The 17,007-nt window shown below is 71.0% G+C and carries 15 protein-coding genes; 12 read left to right on the top strand and 3 right to left on the bottom strand.

Translation table 11 applies throughout. From position 1 onward, the window contains the following. Nucleotides 1-255: 255 nt before the first annotated feature. Complete coding sequence (locus Dfulv_RS37065; RefSeq protein WP_259858477.1) at nucleotides 256-1,110, bottom strand: peptidylprolyl isomerase; 855 nt, start codon at nucleotides 1,108-1,110, stop codon at nucleotides 256-258. 36 nt (nucleotides 1,111-1,146) lie between these two features. Continuing rightward, nucleotides 1,147-2,058 (bottom strand): peptidylprolyl isomerase, encoded by a 912-nt coding sequence (locus Dfulv_RS37060; RefSeq protein ID WP_259858476.1) that lies wholly within the window; start codon nucleotides 2,056-2,058, stop codon nucleotides 1,147-1,149. 169 nt (nucleotides 2,059-2,227) lie between these two features. Here Dfulv_RS37060 and Dfulv_RS37055 point away from each other — a divergent pair, with 169 nt between their 5' ends. From Dfulv_RS37055 to Dfulv_RS37040, 4 genes are read left to right on the top strand one after another with little or no spacing between them, the layout of a single operon-like run. Then, nucleotides 2,228-2,908, top strand: coding sequence for an MBL fold metallo-hydrolase (locus Dfulv_RS37055; protein WP_259858475.1), 681 nt, complete (start codon nucleotides 2,228-2,230; stop codon nucleotides 2,906-2,908). A gap of 6 nt (nucleotides 2,909-2,914) precedes the next feature. After that, entirely contained in the window at nucleotides 2,915-4,240 is a 1,326-nt protein-coding gene (gene hisS, locus Dfulv_RS37050) for a histidine--tRNA ligase (protein ID WP_259858474.1), read from the top strand. A 43-nt stretch (nucleotides 4,241-4,283) separates the two neighbouring features. Next, entirely contained in the window at nucleotides 4,284-6,107 is a 1,824-nt protein-coding gene (gene aspS / locus Dfulv_RS37045; protein WP_259858473.1) for an aspartate--tRNA ligase, read from the top strand. A 43-nt stretch (nucleotides 6,108-6,150) separates the two neighbouring features. Next, nucleotides 6,151-7,581, top strand: coding sequence for a replication-associated recombination protein A (locus Dfulv_RS37040; protein ID WP_406567860.1), 1,431 nt, complete (start codon nucleotides 6,151-6,153; stop codon nucleotides 7,579-7,581). A gap of 590 nt (nucleotides 7,582-8,171) precedes the next feature. Here Dfulv_RS37040 and Dfulv_RS48460 read toward each other — a convergent pair. Then, nucleotides 8,172-8,717 (bottom strand): hypothetical protein, encoded by a 546-nt coding sequence (locus Dfulv_RS48460; RefSeq protein WP_264675830.1) that lies wholly within the window; start codon nucleotides 8,715-8,717, stop codon nucleotides 8,172-8,174. Between the two features lie 702 nt (nucleotides 8,718-9,419). Here Dfulv_RS48460 and Dfulv_RS37030 point away from each other — a divergent pair. From Dfulv_RS37030 to Dfulv_RS36995, 8 genes are all read left to right on the top strand, one after another. Beyond that, on the top strand, nucleotides 9,420-10,292 hold the full coding sequence (locus Dfulv_RS37030; RefSeq protein ID WP_259858472.1) for a hypothetical protein: 873 nt from the start codon (nucleotides 9,420-9,422) through the stop codon (nucleotides 10,290-10,292). 199 nt (nucleotides 10,293-10,491) lie between these two features. Next, nucleotides 10,492-10,938 carry a DUF948 domain-containing protein gene (locus Dfulv_RS37025; protein ID WP_259868752.1) on the top strand — a complete coding sequence of 149 codons (447 nt, stop codon included), beginning with the start codon at nucleotides 10,492-10,494 and terminating at the stop codon, nucleotides 10,936-10,938. A 59-nt stretch (nucleotides 10,939-10,997) separates the two neighbouring features. Next, nucleotides 10,998-11,264, top strand: coding sequence for a hypothetical protein (locus Dfulv_RS37020; RefSeq protein WP_259858470.1), 267 nt, complete (start codon nucleotides 10,998-11,000; stop codon nucleotides 11,262-11,264). After that, complete coding sequence (alaS, locus tag Dfulv_RS37015; protein WP_259858469.1) at nucleotides 11,261-13,924, top strand: alanine--tRNA ligase; 2,664 nt, start codon at nucleotides 11,261-11,263, stop codon at nucleotides 13,922-13,924. The genes Dfulv_RS37020 and alaS overlap by 4 nt, the downstream gene beginning before the upstream one ends. 420 nt (nucleotides 13,925-14,344) lie before the next feature. After that, entirely contained in the window at nucleotides 14,345-14,485 is a 141-nt protein-coding gene (locus Dfulv_RS37010) for a hypothetical protein (protein WP_259858468.1), read from the top strand. A gap of 31 nt (nucleotides 14,486-14,516) precedes the next feature. Then, a complete protein-coding gene (gene ruvX, locus Dfulv_RS37005) occupies nucleotides 14,517-14,987 on the top strand; it encodes a Holliday junction resolvase RuvX (protein ID WP_259858467.1) in 471 nt (156 codons plus the stop codon). 21 nt (nucleotides 14,988-15,008) lie between these two features. Next, a complete protein-coding gene (mltG, locus tag Dfulv_RS37000) occupies nucleotides 15,009-16,193 on the top strand; it encodes an endolytic transglycosylase MltG (protein ID WP_259858466.1) in 1,185 nt (394 codons plus the stop codon). Further along, nucleotides 16,183-16,998, top strand: coding sequence for a shikimate dehydrogenase (locus tag Dfulv_RS36995; RefSeq protein ID WP_259858465.1), 816 nt, complete (start codon nucleotides 16,183-16,185; stop codon nucleotides 16,996-16,998). Before mltG ends, Dfulv_RS36995 begins: the two co-directional genes overlap by 11 nt. The last annotated feature ends 9 nt before the right edge of the window (nucleotides 16,999-17,007 follow it).

Genomic DNA, 17,007 nt, shown 5'->3' with positions numbered 1-17,007 from the left:
GGCTGGGGGTGTCGCTCGGGCGGTTGGTCCGGGTTGCCGCACGTCTCTTGGTCGGGATTGCCGTATCGCTGTTGGTCGTGCGGCCGGGATCGCCGCACACTCGGCGGCGGCGTTGATGCAGGTCCGCGCGGTGCTGGTTGTCCGGCTCGATGGTGCCGTCGCGGGAGGGGCCGGGATGCGGTGTCGGCGGGAAGACGCGACGGGCCGCGTTCCCCGACAAAAGGGGAGCGCGGCCCGTCGCCAGCGGTGCTGGGGTCAGCCCTGGGCCGGGGCGACCGTCATGGTGTTGATCTTCACTTCGGTCTTCGGGGCGCCGTCGCCTTCGCTCTGGGACTGGGCGTCCGGGACCACGCCGGCCTCGGCGACCTTCTTCACCAGGTCCAGGCCCTCGGTCACCTTGCCGAGGACCGTGTAGTCGGCCTGCAGCGACTCGATGTCCTTGTAGACGATGAAGAACTGGCTGCCGCTGCTGCTCGGGTCCTGGGTCTTGGCGATCGCGACCATGCCCTCGGTGTACGCCGGGCGGCGGCCCGTCGGCAGGTTCTCCTCCGCGTACCGGTAGGTCGGGCCGCCCATGCCGGTGGCGCTCGGGTCGCCGCACTGCAGGACGTAGATGCCCGAGGTCACCAGGCGGTGGCACTTGCTGCCGTCGAAGAACTTCTTGCTCGCAAGGTACGTGAAGCTCGCCGCCGCGCAGGGCGCGTGCGCCGTGTCCATCTCGATCTTGACAGTGCCGACGCTGGTGTCGAGCGTCATGAGCTGCGTGCCGGTGCGCGGCTCGCCGCTGGTCGGCGGGGTGCCGACGTCCTTGACCTCTTTCGGGATCTCCGGCTTCGGCGACGCCGACGGGTCGACCAGCGGCAGCCACGTGCAGCTCGTCGGGGCGGCCGACGCGGACGGGTCGGCGCCCGCCTCGGTCTTCTTGTCGTCGCCCTTGGTGAGCGCGACCACCAGCCACGCCACGCCGAGCAGGACCACAAGGCCGCCCGCGCCAGCGGCGATCATCGTGTTCCTGCGCCGTCGGACGCGGGAGTTCTCGGCGCGATCGGCCATCTCCCGCTCCAGCCGCGCACGCGCCGCGGCGCGCTGGCGGTCCCGGTTGGTGGTCACGGTCGGTACTCCTTGCTCAACAGGGATGGGATGGACTTACGACTTGCTGGAGGCGCTGGCCGCCGGTGAGGCCGGGGCGGAGGCCGACGGGTCGGCCGACCCCGACGCGGACGGCGCCGCTGACGGCTCGCCCGGGTCGGTGTCGGTGACCGTCAGCGAGCTGATCTTCGTCTCCTGGTTCGGCTTGCCGCCGCCGGCCTGGTTGGAGCCGTCGTTGCCGGCCGCGCCGATCTTCTCGAGAACGTCGAGCCCGCTGACGATCGTGCCGAAGACCGTGTAGTCGGCCGGGTACTGCACCTCCTTGAAGACCAGGAAGAACTGGCTGCCGTTGCTGTCCGGCTCCGAGGAGTGGGCCATGGCAAGTGTGCCAGCCGGGTAGATGGCGTTGCCGGTCGCCGGAGCCGAGGCGTTCGGGTCGGCGGCCGCGCTCGGGTCGACGATCGGCGACGGCACGTTCTCGTTGGGGAACCGGTACGTGGGGCCGCCGCTGCCGGAACCGGACGGATCGCCGCACTGCAGGATGGCGTCGGTCAACCGGTGGCAGGTCGTGTTGTCGAAGAACTTCTTCTCCGCGAGGTACGTGAAGCTCTCCACGGTGCACGGCGCCTTGCTCGGGTCGAGCCTGGCCGTGACGGTGCCCTGACCCAGCGTGATCTTCATCGTCTTCACGCCGTTCTTGAGCACGCCCGTCGAGCGCGGCTTGCCCACGTCGAGGATGCCGTCACCCTGCTCGATCGGCGTCCAGGCGCAGTCCGAAGCGCGCACCGGTTCGGGGTCGAACCCGCCGGTCTTCCAGATCACGACCAGGACGAGCAGGGCGAGCGCAACAGCGCTGCCGATGCCGGCCTGCCACTGCCGACGCCGTCGCGCCACGGCGGCACGTCGCGCGATCTGCCGCTCGGTCTTCGCGCGCGCCAAAGCGCGCTGCCGGGCCTTACTGGAAGCCACCGGTGCTCCCCTCCAGGAAAATACATTTGGGTGACACGTCACACGCCCGCCAGAGTGTACGGGTAGAAGTCGGAATGCGGGTCGCCGCCCGGTCACGGTTCGCTGTGCCTGACCTCCGGATAGGGTTTACGGCGTTGCTGCAGGGACATCGACAGACAGGAGAGCCGCGTTGCTCGTCGCCGGCTTCCCCGCCGAGGCGTTCGGGACCAACTGCTATGTGGTCGCTCCCGCCCCGGGTGAACAGTGCGTGGTCATCGATCCCGGCATCGGGGTCGTCGACCGGCTCGACGAGGTGCTCGCCGAGCACCGCCTCCAGCCCGCCGCGGTCCTGCTCACGCACGGTCACCTCGACCACACATTCTCCGTGACACCGGTCTGCGGCGCGCGCGGCATCACCGCGTACATCCACCCGGACGACACCGAGATGCTCGCCGACCCGGCCAAAGGCCTCAGCCCGGATCTCACGTCGCTGTTCGGCGGGCGGCTGCAGTGGACCGAGCCGGAGGACGTGGCGCCGCTCGAGGACGGCACGGTGCTCAAGATCGCCGGTCTGGAGCTGACCGTCGACCACGCGCCCGGTCATACGCGCGGGTCGGTGCTGTTCCGCACCTCCGAGGGCGGCGAGGACGTCTGCTTCAGCGGCGACGTGCTCTTCCGCGACTCGATCGGGCGCACCGACCTGCCGGGCGGCAGCATGACCCAGATGCTCGCGAGCCTTCGCGACAAGGTGCTCACGCTGCCCGACGAGACCATCGTCCTGCCCGGCCACGGCCCCCAGACGACCATCGGCCGCGAGCGCGCCCGCAATCCCTACCTGGGTGAGGCCGCGGCTCCCCGAAAAGGCTGGTAACGACCGATGACCCGACCCACACCGCTGTCCGGCTTCCCGGAGTGGTCCCCGGCGCAGCGCATCGTCGAGCAGCAGGTGCTCGACCGGCTCCGGCGCACCTTCGAGCTCTATGGCTTCTCGTCCCTGGAGACCCGCGCGGTCGAGCCGCTCGACCAGCTCCTGCGCAAGGGCGAGACCTCCAAGGAGGTGTACACGCTGCGCCGTCTCCAGGCCGCGGAGGGCGACGAGGAACAGAGCCTGGGGCTGCACTTCGACCTGACCGTCCCGTTCGCGCGTTATGTGCTTGAAAATGCCGGAAAGCTCCAGTTTCCCTTCCGGCGGTACCAGATCCAGAAGGTCTGGCGGGGAGAACGGCCGCAGGAGGGGCGCTACCGCGAGTTCCTGCAGGCCGACATCGACATCGTCGACCGTGACACGCTCCCGGCCCACTACGAGGCCGAGATCCCGCTGGTGATCGGTGACGCGCTGCGCTCGCTGCCGATCCCGGCCGTCAAGATCATGGTAAACAACCGGAAGCTCTGCGAGGGCTTCTACCGCGGCCTGGGGCTCGAGGACCCCGAGGCGGTGCTGCGCGCGGTCGACAAGCTCGACAAGATCGGCCCCGCCGGGGTCGCCGAGCTGCTGATCGAGGGCGGGGCGACGGACGCGCAGGCCAAGGCCACCCTGGCGCTGGCCGAGATCCGGGCGCAGGACGCCTCCTTCGAGGACGCCGTGCGCGCTCTCGGCGTCGAGCACCCGCTGCTCGACGAGGGCATCGCCGAGCTCGCCGCGGTGGTCGAGACCGCCCGCGAGCACGCGCCGGGCCTGGTCGAGGCCACGCTCAAGATCGCCCGCGGCCTCGATTACTACACCGGCACCGTGTACGAGACCGAGATGGCCGGTTTCGAGCGCTTCGGCTCGATCTGCTCCGGCGGCCGGTACGACAACCTGGCCAGCGCCGGCCGTGACGTCTTCCCCGGCGTGGGCATCTCCATCGGGGTGTCCCGCCTGCTCGGCCTGCTGTTCAACGCCGACGCGATCGGCGTCTCGCGGCCGGTGCCGACCGCGGTGCTGGTCGCGCTGTGGAGCGAGGAGGAGCGCGCGACGAGCAACCGGATCGCCGCCGCGCTGCGGGCCCGCGGCATCGCGACCGAGGTCGCTCCGGTGCCCGCCAAGCTCGGCAAGCAGATCCGGTACGCCGAGCGCCGCGGAATCCCGTTCGTGTGGTTCCCGGCCAGCGCCGCCGCCGAGGGCGGCGACCAGGTCAAGGACATCCGCAGCGGCGAGCAGGTGCCGGCCGACGCGGCCCTGTGGAACCCACCGGCCGAGGATCTGGCCCCCACCTTGCGGTGAGAGAATGTCCCACGTCACGTAGATCGCCGAAGGAGACAACCCTGTGATCCGATCCCATGAGTCCGGCACCCTGCGGGCTTCCGACGCCGGCTCCACCGTGACGCTGGCCGGGTGGGTGGCCCGCCGTCGCGACCACGGCGGCGTCATCTTCGTGGATCTCCGGGATGCCTCCGGCGTGGTGCAGGTCGTGTTCCGCGAGGAGATGGAAGCCGCCCACGCGCTGCGCAACGAGTACTGCGTGCTCGTCACCGGCGAGGTCACCGCCCGCCCGGCCGGCAACGAGAACCCGGACCTGCCCACCGGCGAGGTCGAGGTCGTCGCCTCGACGCTGGAGGTGCTGTCCGAGGCGGCGCCGTTGCCGCTGCCCGTCGACGACAACGAAGCGGCGAGCGACGACGTGCGGTACCGGTACCGCTATCTCGACCTGCGCCGCTCGGGCCCGCACAAGGCGATGAAGCTGCGGTCCAGGGCCAACCAGATCGCCCGCAACCTGCTCGCCGACCGGGACTTCGTCGAGGTGGAGACGCCGACGCTGACCCGCTCGACGCCCGAGGGCGCCCGCGACTTCCTGGTGCCGGTGCGCCTGCAGCCCGGCACGTGGTATGCGCTGCCCCAGTCGCCCCAGCTGTTCAAGCAGCTGCTGATGGTCGGCGGCCTGGAGCGGTACTACCAGATCGCCCGCTGCTACCGCGACGAGGGCTTCCGCGCCGACCGTCAGCCGGAGTTCACCCAGCTGGACATCGAGATGTCCTTCGTGACGCAGGAAGACATCATCGAGCTCGGCGAGTCGATCGTCCGGGCGCTGTGGTCCGACCTCGCCGGGCACGACATCGTCGGCGAGATCCCGAAGCTGACCTGGCACGACGCCATGGCCCGCTACGGCTCGGACAAGCCCGACCTGCGCTACTCCGTGGAACTCACCGAGCTGACCGAGTACCTCCGCGGGACCGAGTTCCGCGTGTTCGCCGGCGCCATCGAGGCCGGCGGCTACGTCGGCGCGGTCGTGATGCCCGGCGGTGCCGCGCAGACCCGCAAGGAGCTCGACGGCTGGCAGGACTGGGCGAAGGCGCGCGGCGCGCGTGGCCTGGCCTACGTCGTCCTCGACGCGGAGACCGGAGAGCCCCGCGGCCCGGTCGCGAAGAACCTCTCCGAGGCCCACCTGGCCGGGCTCGCCGACGTGGTCGGCGCCAAGCCGGGCGACGCGATCTTCTTCGCGGCGGCCAACGAGCGTCGTGAGGCGCAGGAGCTCCTCGGCGCGGCCCGCGTCGAGATCGCCCGCCGCGCGAAGCTCGTCGACGAGAGCGCCTGGGCGTTCTGCTGGATCGTCGACGCCCCGATGTTCGAGCCGACCGACCCCGAGGCCGGCGGCACCGGTGGCGGCGCCAAGGGCTGGACGGCCGTGCACCACCCGTTCACCTCGCCGAACCGTGAGTGGATCGACCGGTTCGAGGGCTCGCCGGGCGAGGCGCTCGCCTACGCGTACGACATCGTGTGCAACGGCAACGAGATCGGCGGCGGCTCGGTCCGTATCCACCGCGGCGACGTGCAGCGCCGGGTCTTCGAGGTCCTCGGCATCTCGTCCGAGGACGCCAACGAGAAGTTCGGCTTCCTGCTCGAGGCGTTCAAGTACGGGCCGCCCCCGCACGCCGGCATCGCCTTCGGCTGGGACCGCATCTGCATGCTCCTGTCCGGCGCGGACTCGATCCGTGAGGTGATCGCGTTCCCGAAGACCGGCGGCGGCTACGACCCGCTGACCGGCGCCCCGACGCCGATCACCCCGGAGCAGCGCGCCGAGGCCGGCGTCGACGCCAAGCCCAAGGCCCCGATCCCGCACGACGTCACGGTGCCGGTCGAACGGTCGCGTTGAACGGTTACGAAACCGTCGGCCCCCGACTGTAGGGTCGGGGGCCGTGGACGGGTTGTTTGAGGTTCAACCAGCGGGCGGCGGCGGCGATCCCGCGCCCTCCGGCGGCATCACCGGCGGCTTCGACGACGTCGCCGCCGACGCGCCGCTCGCGGTCCGGATGCGCCCGGCCAGCCTCGACGAGCTGGTCGGCCAGGAACACCTCCTCGCGCCGGGCGCGCCGTTGCGGCAGCTCGTCGGCGGTGCCTCACCGATGTCGGTCATCCTGTGGGGCCCGCCCGGCTCGGGCAAGACCACCATCGCCCACCTCGTCGCCGGCGCCACCGACCGCCGGTTCGTCGCGCTGTCGGCGCTGTCCGCCGGCGTCAAGGACGTGCGCTCGGTCATCGACACCGCCCGCAAGGAGCGCCGCCGCGGCGGCCCGCCGACCGTCCTGTTCATCGACGAGGTCCACCGGTTCAGCAAGACCCAGCAGGACTCGCTGCTCGCCGCCGTCGAGGACCGCACGGTGACGCTGCTCGCCGCGACGACCGAGAACCCGTACTTCTCCGTCATCTCGCCCCTGCTGTCCCGCTGCGTGCTGCTGACCCTGCAGCCGCTCAGCGGCGACGCCGTCCGCACGCTCCTGCGCCGGGCGGTCATCGATCCGCGCGGGCTGGACGGCGTGGTGACGCTGGCCGCGGAGGCGGAGCATCATCTCGTACGGCTTGCCGGCGGCGACGTCAGAAAGGCGTTGACGGCGCTCGAGGCCGCCGCCGGCGCCGCGACCGCGCAGGGCATGCCCGAGGTCGACCTGCCCACCGCGGAGAAGGCCGTCGACGTGGCGGCTCTGCGTTACGACCGCGCCGGCGACGAGCACTACGACGTGGTCAGCGCGTTCATCAAGAGCATCCGCGGCTCCGACGTCGACGCCGCCCTGCACTACCTGGCGCGCATGATCGTCGCCGGTGAGGACGCCCGGTTCATCGCCCGGCGCATCATCGTCTCGGCCAGCGAGGACATCGGGATGGCCGACCCGACCGCCCTGCCGATCGCGACGGCGGCGGCGCACGCGGTGGAGTACGTCGGGCTGCCCGAGGCGCAGATCGTCCTGGCGCAGGCGGTGATCCACCTCGCGCTCGCGCCGAAGTCCAACGCGGTCGTCGTGGCGATCGGCGCGGCGCTGGACGACGTGCGGGCCGGGCGGGGCGGTGCGGTTCCCGCACATTTACGCGATTCGCACTACAGGGGGGCGTCCCGGCTCGGGCACGGCCAAGGGTACAAATACCCTCACGACGATCCGAGAGGCGTTGCGCAGCAACGGTACGCGCCGGAAGGGCTCGACGACCGGGAGTACTACCGACCGAAGGGCCATGGCGCGGAACGCGCGGTGGCGGAACGATTGCCGAAACTGCGGCGTATCGTGCGGGGGACCGGAGCGGCCGGCGACGGGGCCGGCGCTTCGGATACAGACAGCGTGGAGGAGCGGCACCGGTGACTTCGGGTCGAGACGAGGCCAAGAAGCGGCGTGGCCGCGGCAAGGCCGAAGATGGCCCGAGTGACGAGGACCTGGGCTGGCTCGCCGAGCTGCGCAGCTCGCGCGGCGGTGACGCCGACCTGGGCCGGCCGGACGACTTCGGCGCGGACGCCGCGGTGCCGGTCCAGCACGACGTCCTCGATCAGGTGAATCCGCCGCGCCGGTCCGGGGTTCCGCCCCAGTCCCGGGGCGCGGCGCCGGAGCCGACGCAGACGTGGCGGCCGGAGCCGCAGACACCGCCGCCTCCTGCGGCGGGGCCGCTGTGGCCGGCGGATCGGGAGTCCCCTTCAGGTCGGCGCCACGCCGTGCCCGAGTCGGCTTCGGGTCGGCGTCGTGCGGTGCCGGATGCTGAGGAGTCGGCTTCGGGTCGGCGGCGTGCGGTGCCGGATGCTGAGGAGTCGCCGTCGGGTCGGCGGCGTGCGGTGCCGGACGCTGAGGAGTCGCCCTCGGGTCGGCGGCGTGCGGCCGAGGGCTGGCGGCAGGACCCCGGCCCGGCCGCACCCTGGGCCGCGCGGAGCGAGGGCGCTGCCGACCGCGAGTCGCCGTCGGGATCACAGCGCACCAGCGGTCGCCGGGCGGCCGGTGGCCCGGCTTCCCGCCCGGCCGACGTGCCGGTGTGGCCGCAGGAGAGCCAGGGCCGGCACGGTGCCCGCCCGGTCGATCCGGTCCGGCCCGCCGACCCCGTTCGCCCCGCGGACAGTGAGTCGCCGTCCGGCGGGCGCCGGGCGCTCCCCGAGCCCCGCCGCGGCGAGCCGAACCTCGACGGCCCACCCGGCCGCGCGGCTGTCCCGGGCGCAGGCATCCCCGGCGGCGGCCGGGCGTCGGTGCCCGGGCGCGAGCCGCAGGCCCCCGGCGGGCGAGCGACCGTGCCGGGCGGCGGCCGTGCCGCGGTGCCCGGACGCGAGCAACAGGGCTTCAGCGGTCCTGCGGACGGACCGGGTGCCGGCGGCCGTCCGCCAGTGGCCGGGCGCGAGCCGCAGGGCACCGGCGGCCGCGCGGGCACCGCTGTGCCGGGCGCCGCTGTGCCGGGCATCGCAGTTCCCGGCGGCGCCGTTCAGGGCGGCGCCCCGGGCGGGGTTCAGGACGGTGGTGTTCACGGCGCGGGCAACCGGGACACCGGCGGTCCGGACACGCCCGGCGGCCGTGGTCGTGGCAACGGTCCGGACGTTCCCGGCGGCGGTCGTCGTCGTGGCAGCGGTCCGGACGGGCCGGCCGGCCGTGGTCCGGCCGACGTTGTCGGTCGTGGTGACGGGCCGGACGGCCCTAGTAGTCGCGGGCGGCAGGGTATGGGCATGGTCCCTGGCCGCACGGGCGGCCCGGACGATCCCGACGGGCCCGGTGGTCGTGGTCCGGACGGTGTTGTCGGTCGTGGCGGCGGTCCGGATGGGCTCGATGGTCCGGGCCCGGGCGGTGCTGCCGGCCGCGGCGGTGGGCCGGACGGACCTGGTGGTCGTGGTTCGGGCGGCGTTGCCGGTCGTGGTGACGGGCCGGACGGATCTGGTGGTCGTGGTCCGGGCGGTGCCGGTGGGCGCGGCGGTGGGCCGGACGGGCCCGGGGGTCGCGGGCGACAGGCGGTGGGCATGGCCGCCGGCCGCATGGGCGGTCCGGGTGGTGGCCCGGATTGGCCCGGCGACAGCGGTCCGGACGGGCCAGGCGGTCGTGGTTCGGGCGGTGTTGCCGGTCGTGGTGACGGGCCGGACGGATCTGGCGGTCGTGGTTCGGGCGGCGTTGCCGGTCGTGGTGACGGGCCGGACGGGCCTGGTGGTCGTGGTCCGGGCGGTGCCGGTGGGCGTGCCTCGGTGCCGGCCCAGCCGGGCGGCGGGGACGATCGCGGCGGGCGGCCTGCGGCGTACGGTGCGCGGCACCCCGGCCAGCCGCCGGGCGGTCCCGGTGGCCGTCCGGGGGAGGGGCCGCCGAAGCCGTTCGTCGACCTGGCGCGGTTCGATCCCAACCCCACCACGTACCGCGGCACGGCAAAGTCGGCGGGTGCGTTCGACTGGGAGTCCACCACCCAGATCGCGCCGTTCGGGTTGTTGCAGCGTGCGCAGGCGAAGCGGGTCCGGCAGCTGCGCATGGCCACGATCATCTTCATGGTGCTCGCGGTCGTGAGCGCGCCGGCGGCGTTTTTCATCATCCGCGAGTTCACTCGTGACCCAGTGTTCGTCGAGCTCGACAACCTCAAGCTGCCCGAGTGGGCGGCCCGGAACCCGACCGACGGCGCGATCGGCAGCCGGTGGTGCATCAACGAGTGTCGATCACGACAGCGGACGTGGGAGTCGGCGCGCGGGCCGGAGGAGACCAACCGTGCGTTCGTCGGCAAGCTGCGGGATGCCGGCTGGGTAGAGTGGGACATACCAGACTGCCAGGCCGAGGGCGTCGACGGGATCCAGACGTGCTGGCAGCGCGACGAGTACGTGCTGGACCTGTGGGTGCGCGCGGCTGTCTGCGATGTGAAGGCACGGCCTACCGTCAGCCCTCCACCGGCGCCGAGCGGGAAGCCCACCGCCAAGGCGCCGGCCAGCCAGCCCGCCAGTCAGTCGGCGGAACCGCAGCCGAGTGAGATCGAGTCGCCCGCGCCCGGTCCGACGGCGATCTGTCCTCTCGCGGTGACCACGATCAAGGTGTTCAACCGGATCAGCTACGACCCCGGTGGCGCGAAGGACAGCGGCTGACGGGACAATCTGACCGACCCGCAGCGGCGGCGGCCGGCACGAAGTTTTTGTCAGACCCACCGCCTACGGTTTCTCCCAGATCGGCGACACGGCCGGTCGAAGAGCGGCAATGCATCACGGAGGGTAGGGTTCCTCCGTTGGAAATGCACGTCCGAGCGAGCAGAGCATCCGTGCGGGTGGAGGAGGAAACGGCGTGACCGTGACGACTGGCGGTTTGGCGGCGCTGATTGCGGCGCTGGCGTTTCTTGTGCTCGTGTGCCTGCTCGCAGTGCCGATCCTGCGCGTGCGGCACACCATCGACGCCGCAACCGTCGCCCTGCGGGACGCCGCGGACCAGACCACGCCCATGCTGGAGCGGGTCAACATGACCATCGACAACGTCAACGTGGCTCTCCAGCAGATGCACACCACGCTCGACGGGGTCAACATGCAGCTCGCGCGGATCGACACGATCACCGAAAACGTGTCGCACGTCAGCGCGAATGTTGCGAACCTGTCCACAGTGGTCAGCGCCGCCGCGGCCAATCCGCTGGTGAAGGTTGCCGCGTTCGGTTACGGCGTTCGCAAGGCCGCCGCCAACCGTCGCCGGGAGGCCGACGAGGCGGAGGTCCGCGAGCAGATCAGACAGCGTCGCCGGCGCGGCTGAGCGGCGCAGAGAGCGGGCTTTGCCCGTATCACATCCAGAGCGAAAAGAAAGGTTGAGCCATGCGGCGGTTGCTGTGGCTCGGAGTCGGACTCGCCGTCGGGGCGCTGGTGGTCCGTGCGATCACCAAGAAGGCTCAGACCTTCACCCCGCAGGGACTCGCCGCCTCGGCGCGGAGCTCGGCCGCCGGCATCGCCGGATCGGTGCGCGACTTCGTCGACGACGTGCGCGAGGGCATGGCTGAGCGCGAGGCCGAGATCCACGCAGCGTTCACCGATGGTTTGACCTTGGACGAAGACCTGAACCCGGAAGGCCGGCAGCACCGATGAGAACCGCGGAGATCAAGCGTCGTTTCCTGGCCCATTTCGAGGCGAACGGGCACACTGTGGTGCCGTCGGCGCCGTTGCCGGCGGTGGACGATCCGAATCTGCTGTTCGTCAACGCCGGCATGGTGCAGTTCGTGCCGTTCTTCCTGGGTCAGCGGACTCCGCCGTATCAGCGGGCGACCTCGGTGCAGAAGTGCATCCGCACGCCGGATATCGAGGAGGTCGGTAAGACCAGTCGCCATGGGACGTTCTTCCAGATGAACGGGAACTTCTCGTTCGGTGACTATTTCAAGGAAGGCGCGATCGGTCTCGCCTGGGATCTGGCGACCAAGTCGGTCGCTGATGGTGGCCTGGGGTTGGACGCGGAGCGGATCTGGGCCACGGTGTACCTCGACGATGACGAGGCGATCGACATCTGGCACAAGACGGTCGGTCTGCCCATGGACCGGATCGTGCGGCGGGGCAAGAAGGACAACTACTGGTCGATGGGCATTCCCGGCCCGTGCGGTCCGTGTTCGGAGTTGTATTTCGACCGGGGACCGGCCTACGGCAGGGAGGGCGGCCCGGACGTCGACGAGGACCGGTATCTGGAGTTCTGGAACCTGGTCTTCATGCAGTACGAGCGGGGGGCGGGCACCGACAAGGAGAACTACCCGATTCTCGGTGAGCTGCCGGCGAAGAACATCGACACCGGTATGGGTCTCGAGCGGATCGCGTCGTTGCTGCAGGGTGTCGACAACCTGTACGAGATCGATGAGGTCAACCCGATCCTGGCCAGGGCCGCGGAGATGACCGGCAAGCGGTATGGGCAGGCTGTCTCGCACGTCGCGAGCGAGTCGCACCCTGATGATGTCCGGCTGCGGGTTGTCGCTGATCATGTGCGTACCGCGTTGATGGTCATCGGTGACGGTGTGATCCCGTCGAACGAGGGCCGTGGATATGTGCTGCGCCGTATTCTGCGTCGTGCGATCCGGTCGGTTCGGTTGCTCGGCTGGCGTGAGGGTCCGGCGTTGCCGGAGTTGCTGCCGGTCGCGCGTGACTGTATGTCTCCGTCGTATCCCGAGGTGGCGGCGGAGTATGACCGGATCTCGTCGTATGCGTACGGTGAGGAGGAGCGGTTCCTGCAGACGCTGCAGGCGGGCACGACCATCCTTGATCTGGCGGTGACGGAGACGAAGGCGAAGGGCGGCGCGGTCCTCGCTGGTGACAAGGCGTTCCAGTTGCACGACACCTATGGCTTCCCGATCGACCTGACGTTGGAGATCGCGGCCGAGCAGGGCTTGCGGGTCGACGAGGCCGGGTTCCGCCGGCTCATGGCCGACCAGAAGGCCGCGGCGAAGGCCGACGCGCAGGCACGCAAGACCGGGCACGCCGACCTGTCGGCGTACCGGGCGGCGCTCGAAGAGGGCGGTCCGGTCGAGTTCACCGGATACCGCGAGGTCGCCCGCGAGTCGCGGGTCCGGTCGCTGCTCGGCGCGACGGTGGCGGGGGAGGGCGACGAGATCTCGCTGGTCCTCGACGCGACCCCGTTCTACGCGGAGAGCGGTGGCCAGCAGGCCGACATGGGCATCATCACGCTCGGCAGCGGCCGGGTCGAGGTCATCGACGTGCAGTCGCCGCTGCCCGGCCTCATCGTGCACCGGGCGAAGGTGCTCGACGGCGAGGTGCGGGTCGGTGACGCCGCGTTCGCCGAGATCGACGTCAACCGGCGGCGGGCCGTGTCGCGGGCGCACACCGCGACCCACCTGATCCACCAGACGATGCGCAACTTCCTCGGTGAGTCGGCGACCCAGGCGGGTTCGCTCAACGCGCCGGGCCGGCTGCGGTTCGACTTCAACACGCCCGGCGCGGTGCCGCAGAGCGTGCTGACCGACGTGGAACAGCAGGTCAACGAGGTGCTCCTGCGTGACCTGCTGGTGCACGCGTTCATCACCTCGCAGGAGGAGGCGCGCAAGCTCGGCGCGATGGCGCTGTTCGGCGAGAAGTACGGCGACGAGGTCCGGGTCGTCGAGGTCGGCGACTACGCCCGTGAGCTGTGCGGCGGCACCCACGTCGAGCGATCCAGCCAGCTCGGCCTGGTGAAGATTCTGTCCGAGTCGTCCGTCGGTGCGGGCGTGCGGCGTGTGGAGGCCCTCGTCGGTCTCGACGCGTTCGGCCACCTGGCGCGTGAGCACGTGCTCGTGTCGCGGCTCGCGGAGCTGTTCCGCGTGCCCGGTGACCAGGTCGCCGACCGGGTCGAGCAGACCGTGGCGCAGCTGCGCGACGCCGAGCGGGAGCTGGAGAAGCTGCGTGTGCAGCTGGTCCTGGCGGGCGCCGGCGGCCTGGCCGACGCGGCGCGCGACATCCGCGGGGTCGCCTTCGTCGGCACCGAGGCGCCGGAGGGCACCTCGGCCAACGAGGTCCGCACGCTGGTCCAGGAGATCCGCGGGCGCATCCCGTCGGACCGGCCGGCGGTCGTCGCCGTAACCTCCCGGTCCGGCGGCAAGGCGTCCCTGGTCGTCGGTGTCAACGGCGCGGCCAAGTCCCGCGGCCTGAGCGCCGGTGACCTGGTGAAGGGCGCCCTGTCCGGCCGCGGCGGCGGCAGCGCCGACCTGGCCCAGGGCGGCGGCGTCCCCGCGACGGAGGCCCCGGCCCTGCTGACCGCCGTGGAGCGTGCCCTGTAAGCGCCGCGAAGTGCGCCCTGCAAGCGCCGTGGAGTGTCCTGTAGGACGGCCTTTCGCCGGAGGCGCCACCCCTGGCCGGCGCCGCTGTCGGCGCCGGCCCCACCGGAGATCGGCGGCCCCCGGAAGTGCCGGCCCCACCGGAGGACCGGCGGGCCGGCTCGGCAAGCGCTCCTTGTGGCCTGCCTGTTGCCCTGTTCGCGCTCCGTCGCGGACAGGGCAACGGCCTGTTCCGGGCGCGCTTGCCGGCAACCGGGCGTTCGGTTCACGTGGTGGGGCGCGTCGGACCAGCTTGACCTTGGTCGAAATCCGTGGCCATGGGCACGGAATTCCGCCAAGGTCAGCTCGCCGAAATGAGCTGTCGTCGCGGCGGCTGTCCGACGGGGAGGACCACTCGGGTGCGACACGCAACCGTCCGGCTCGGTGTCCGAGCCGGAACGTGTGAGGCGCATCGATCAGGGTGACGACACCCGGGTGAAGCGGCTGCTTGCCGAGCTGTACAAAACCGGCATTCTTGGAGAAGTGGAGCTCGCATGGTGCAAGATCGACGGGCGTGGGCGGTGACAGAGTGGCTGGCGGGGTTAGGGTGCCTAGCGTGAGGCAGGAATGGGTGCGAGGCCGGCGGATCGGCATCGACGTCGGCAGTGTCCGCGTCGGCGTCGCGGTCTGCGATCCCGACGGGATTCTCGCCAGTCCGGTCGCCACCGTTGCGCGTGATCAGCGTACGGAGAGTGACCAAACTCCATCCGACATGTCGGACATTCTTGCTTACGTTGCTGAATACGAGGCTGTTGAGATCATCGTTGGATTGCCGATCAACCTCGCCGGCAAAGAAGGGCCAGCAGCGGGTTTGATCAGGCAATATGCGGATCGCCTCGCCGAGTTGGCGGCTCCCGTGCCCGTCTTGCTGACGGACGAGAGGATGTCCACGGCGGCTGCAACACGTAGGCTGTCGGAGCGTGGCGTCCGGGGCCGACGTCAACGCGCGGTCGTCGACCAGGTGGCCGCGGTGGAGATCCTGCAGAGGTGGCTCGACGCCCGACGGGCCGGAGCAGTTCGCGGCTGAGCGCCAGGAGGCAGTGTGCAGATGAACGAGCTGGATCTGGCGTGGGAGGAAGAGGAGCGGCCGCGACACCGGCGTCGCGCCGCTTCCGGACCCGTCAGGAGGAAGAAGAAGGGACGCGGCGGAAAGACCTTCCTCGCCTTCTTCATCAGCTTGCTGGTCATCGGCGGTCTTGCGGTCGGTGTGTATGCGGGTGTCGATCGCGTCAAGGACCTGTTCGCCGCCCCCGACTACAACGGGGGCGGCAGCGGTGAGGTGACGGTCGAGGTCAAGAAGGGCGACACCGCACTGGGGATCGCCCAGACCCTGCTGGACGCCGGCGTGGTCAAGAGCACCAAGGCATTCGTCGAGGCGGCCAAGAAGAACGAGGAACGCAGCAAGAAGATCCAGCCGGGCTTCTACAAGCTGCGCAAGCAGATGCGGGCCGCCGATGCGCTCTCCCTGCTGGCCGATCCGAAGAACAAGGTCGTCGACCGGGTGACGATCCCGGAAGGGCTGACGATCAAGGCGACCTTCGAGGCGCTCTCCAAACAGACCGGCATCAAGGTCGAGGACTTCGCCGCCGCGGCCAAGGACCCGATCGCGCTGGGCGTGCCGGACTTCTGGTTCAACCGCACCGACGGCAAGAAGGTCAACAAGACCGTCGAGGGCTTCCTCTTCCCGGACACCTACGAGTTCGGGCCGTCCGACGACGCCACCGCGATCCTCAAGAAGATGGTCGCCCGGTTCATGGCCGTCGTCCAGGAGCTCGACATCGTCAACGTGGCGCAGGGCAAGGACCTGATGCCGTTCGCGGCGCTCATCAACGCCTCGCTGGTGCAGGCCGAGGCGGGCACCGTCGCCGACATGCCGAAGGTCGCCCGGGTCATCTACAACCGGCTCAACAAGAAGCCGCCGATGAACCTCGAGTTCGACTCCACCACCAACTACTGGCGCGAGCTCAACGGCATGCCCCGCAAGCACAACCTGACCACCGCCGAGCTCACCGACCCGAAGAACGAGTACCGGACGTATGGGCAGGCGGGCCTCCCGCCGGGGCCGATCGGCAACCCGGGCAAGGAGGCGCTCAACGCGGCGCTCAACCCGACGCCCAACGAGAAGTGGCTCTACTTCGTGCTGATCGACAAGGACAAGAACTCGGCGTTCACCGACGACTACAACCAGCACCTGCGCAACATCGAGACGGCGAAGAAGAACGGTGCCTACTGACCCCACTCGCCGGGCGGCCGTTCTCGGCCGCCCGGTCAGCCACTCCAGGTCTCCGGCGCTGCACAACGCCGGCTATGCGGCTGCCGGCCTGCGGCACTGGACGTACACCTCGATCGACTGCGGCGAAGCGGAGCTGCGGGGCCTGGTCGACGGGCTGGGCCAGGAGTGGGCCGGCCTGTCGCTGACCATGCCGCTGAAGGAGGAGGCGCTGCGGGTCGCGGCCCTCGTCGACCCCTTCGCGCAGGCGATCGGCGCGGCGAACACGCTGGTCCGCCGGCCGTACGGGTGGCATGCCTACAACACCGACGCCCCGGGCATGGTCCGGGCGCTGCTGGAGGCGGGAGTGTCCCGGAGGCCGCGCCTGGCGCTGCTCGGCGGCGGCGGGACCGCGCGGGCGGCGATCGCGGCCGCCGCCAGTCTGGCCGCCGACGTGACGATCTACACCCGGCGCCCGGAGGCGGCCGAGGAGCTGCGGCCGGTCGCGGACGCGCTCGACGTCGCGCTCGACGCCGCGCCCTGGGAGAAGGCGCACGAGTGCGCCGCGGCGCCGGTCGTGATCTCCACGGTGCCGAAGGGCGCCGCCGACCACCTCGCCGTCGCCGACTGGTCCGGCCGGCCGGTCGTGTTCGACGCGATCTACGACCCGTGGCCGACCCCGCTCGCCGCGGCGGCCCAGGCGGCCGGCTGCGCGATCGTGTCCGGCCTCGACCTGCTGTTGTGGCAGGCGGTCGACCAGTTCGAGTTGTTCACCGGCGTCAAGGCGCCAGTGGGTGAGATGCGCGCCGCCCTGTCCGCCCCCGCGTGACGGCGCCGT

Origin of the sequence: Dactylosporangium fulvum, assembly GCF_025137375.1 — a bacterium.
Taxonomy (GTDB): Bacteria; Actinomycetota; Actinomycetes; order Mycobacteriales; family Micromonosporaceae; genus Dactylosporangium; species Dactylosporangium fulvum.
This window is presented reverse-complemented; position numbering and strand designations above follow the sequence as displayed.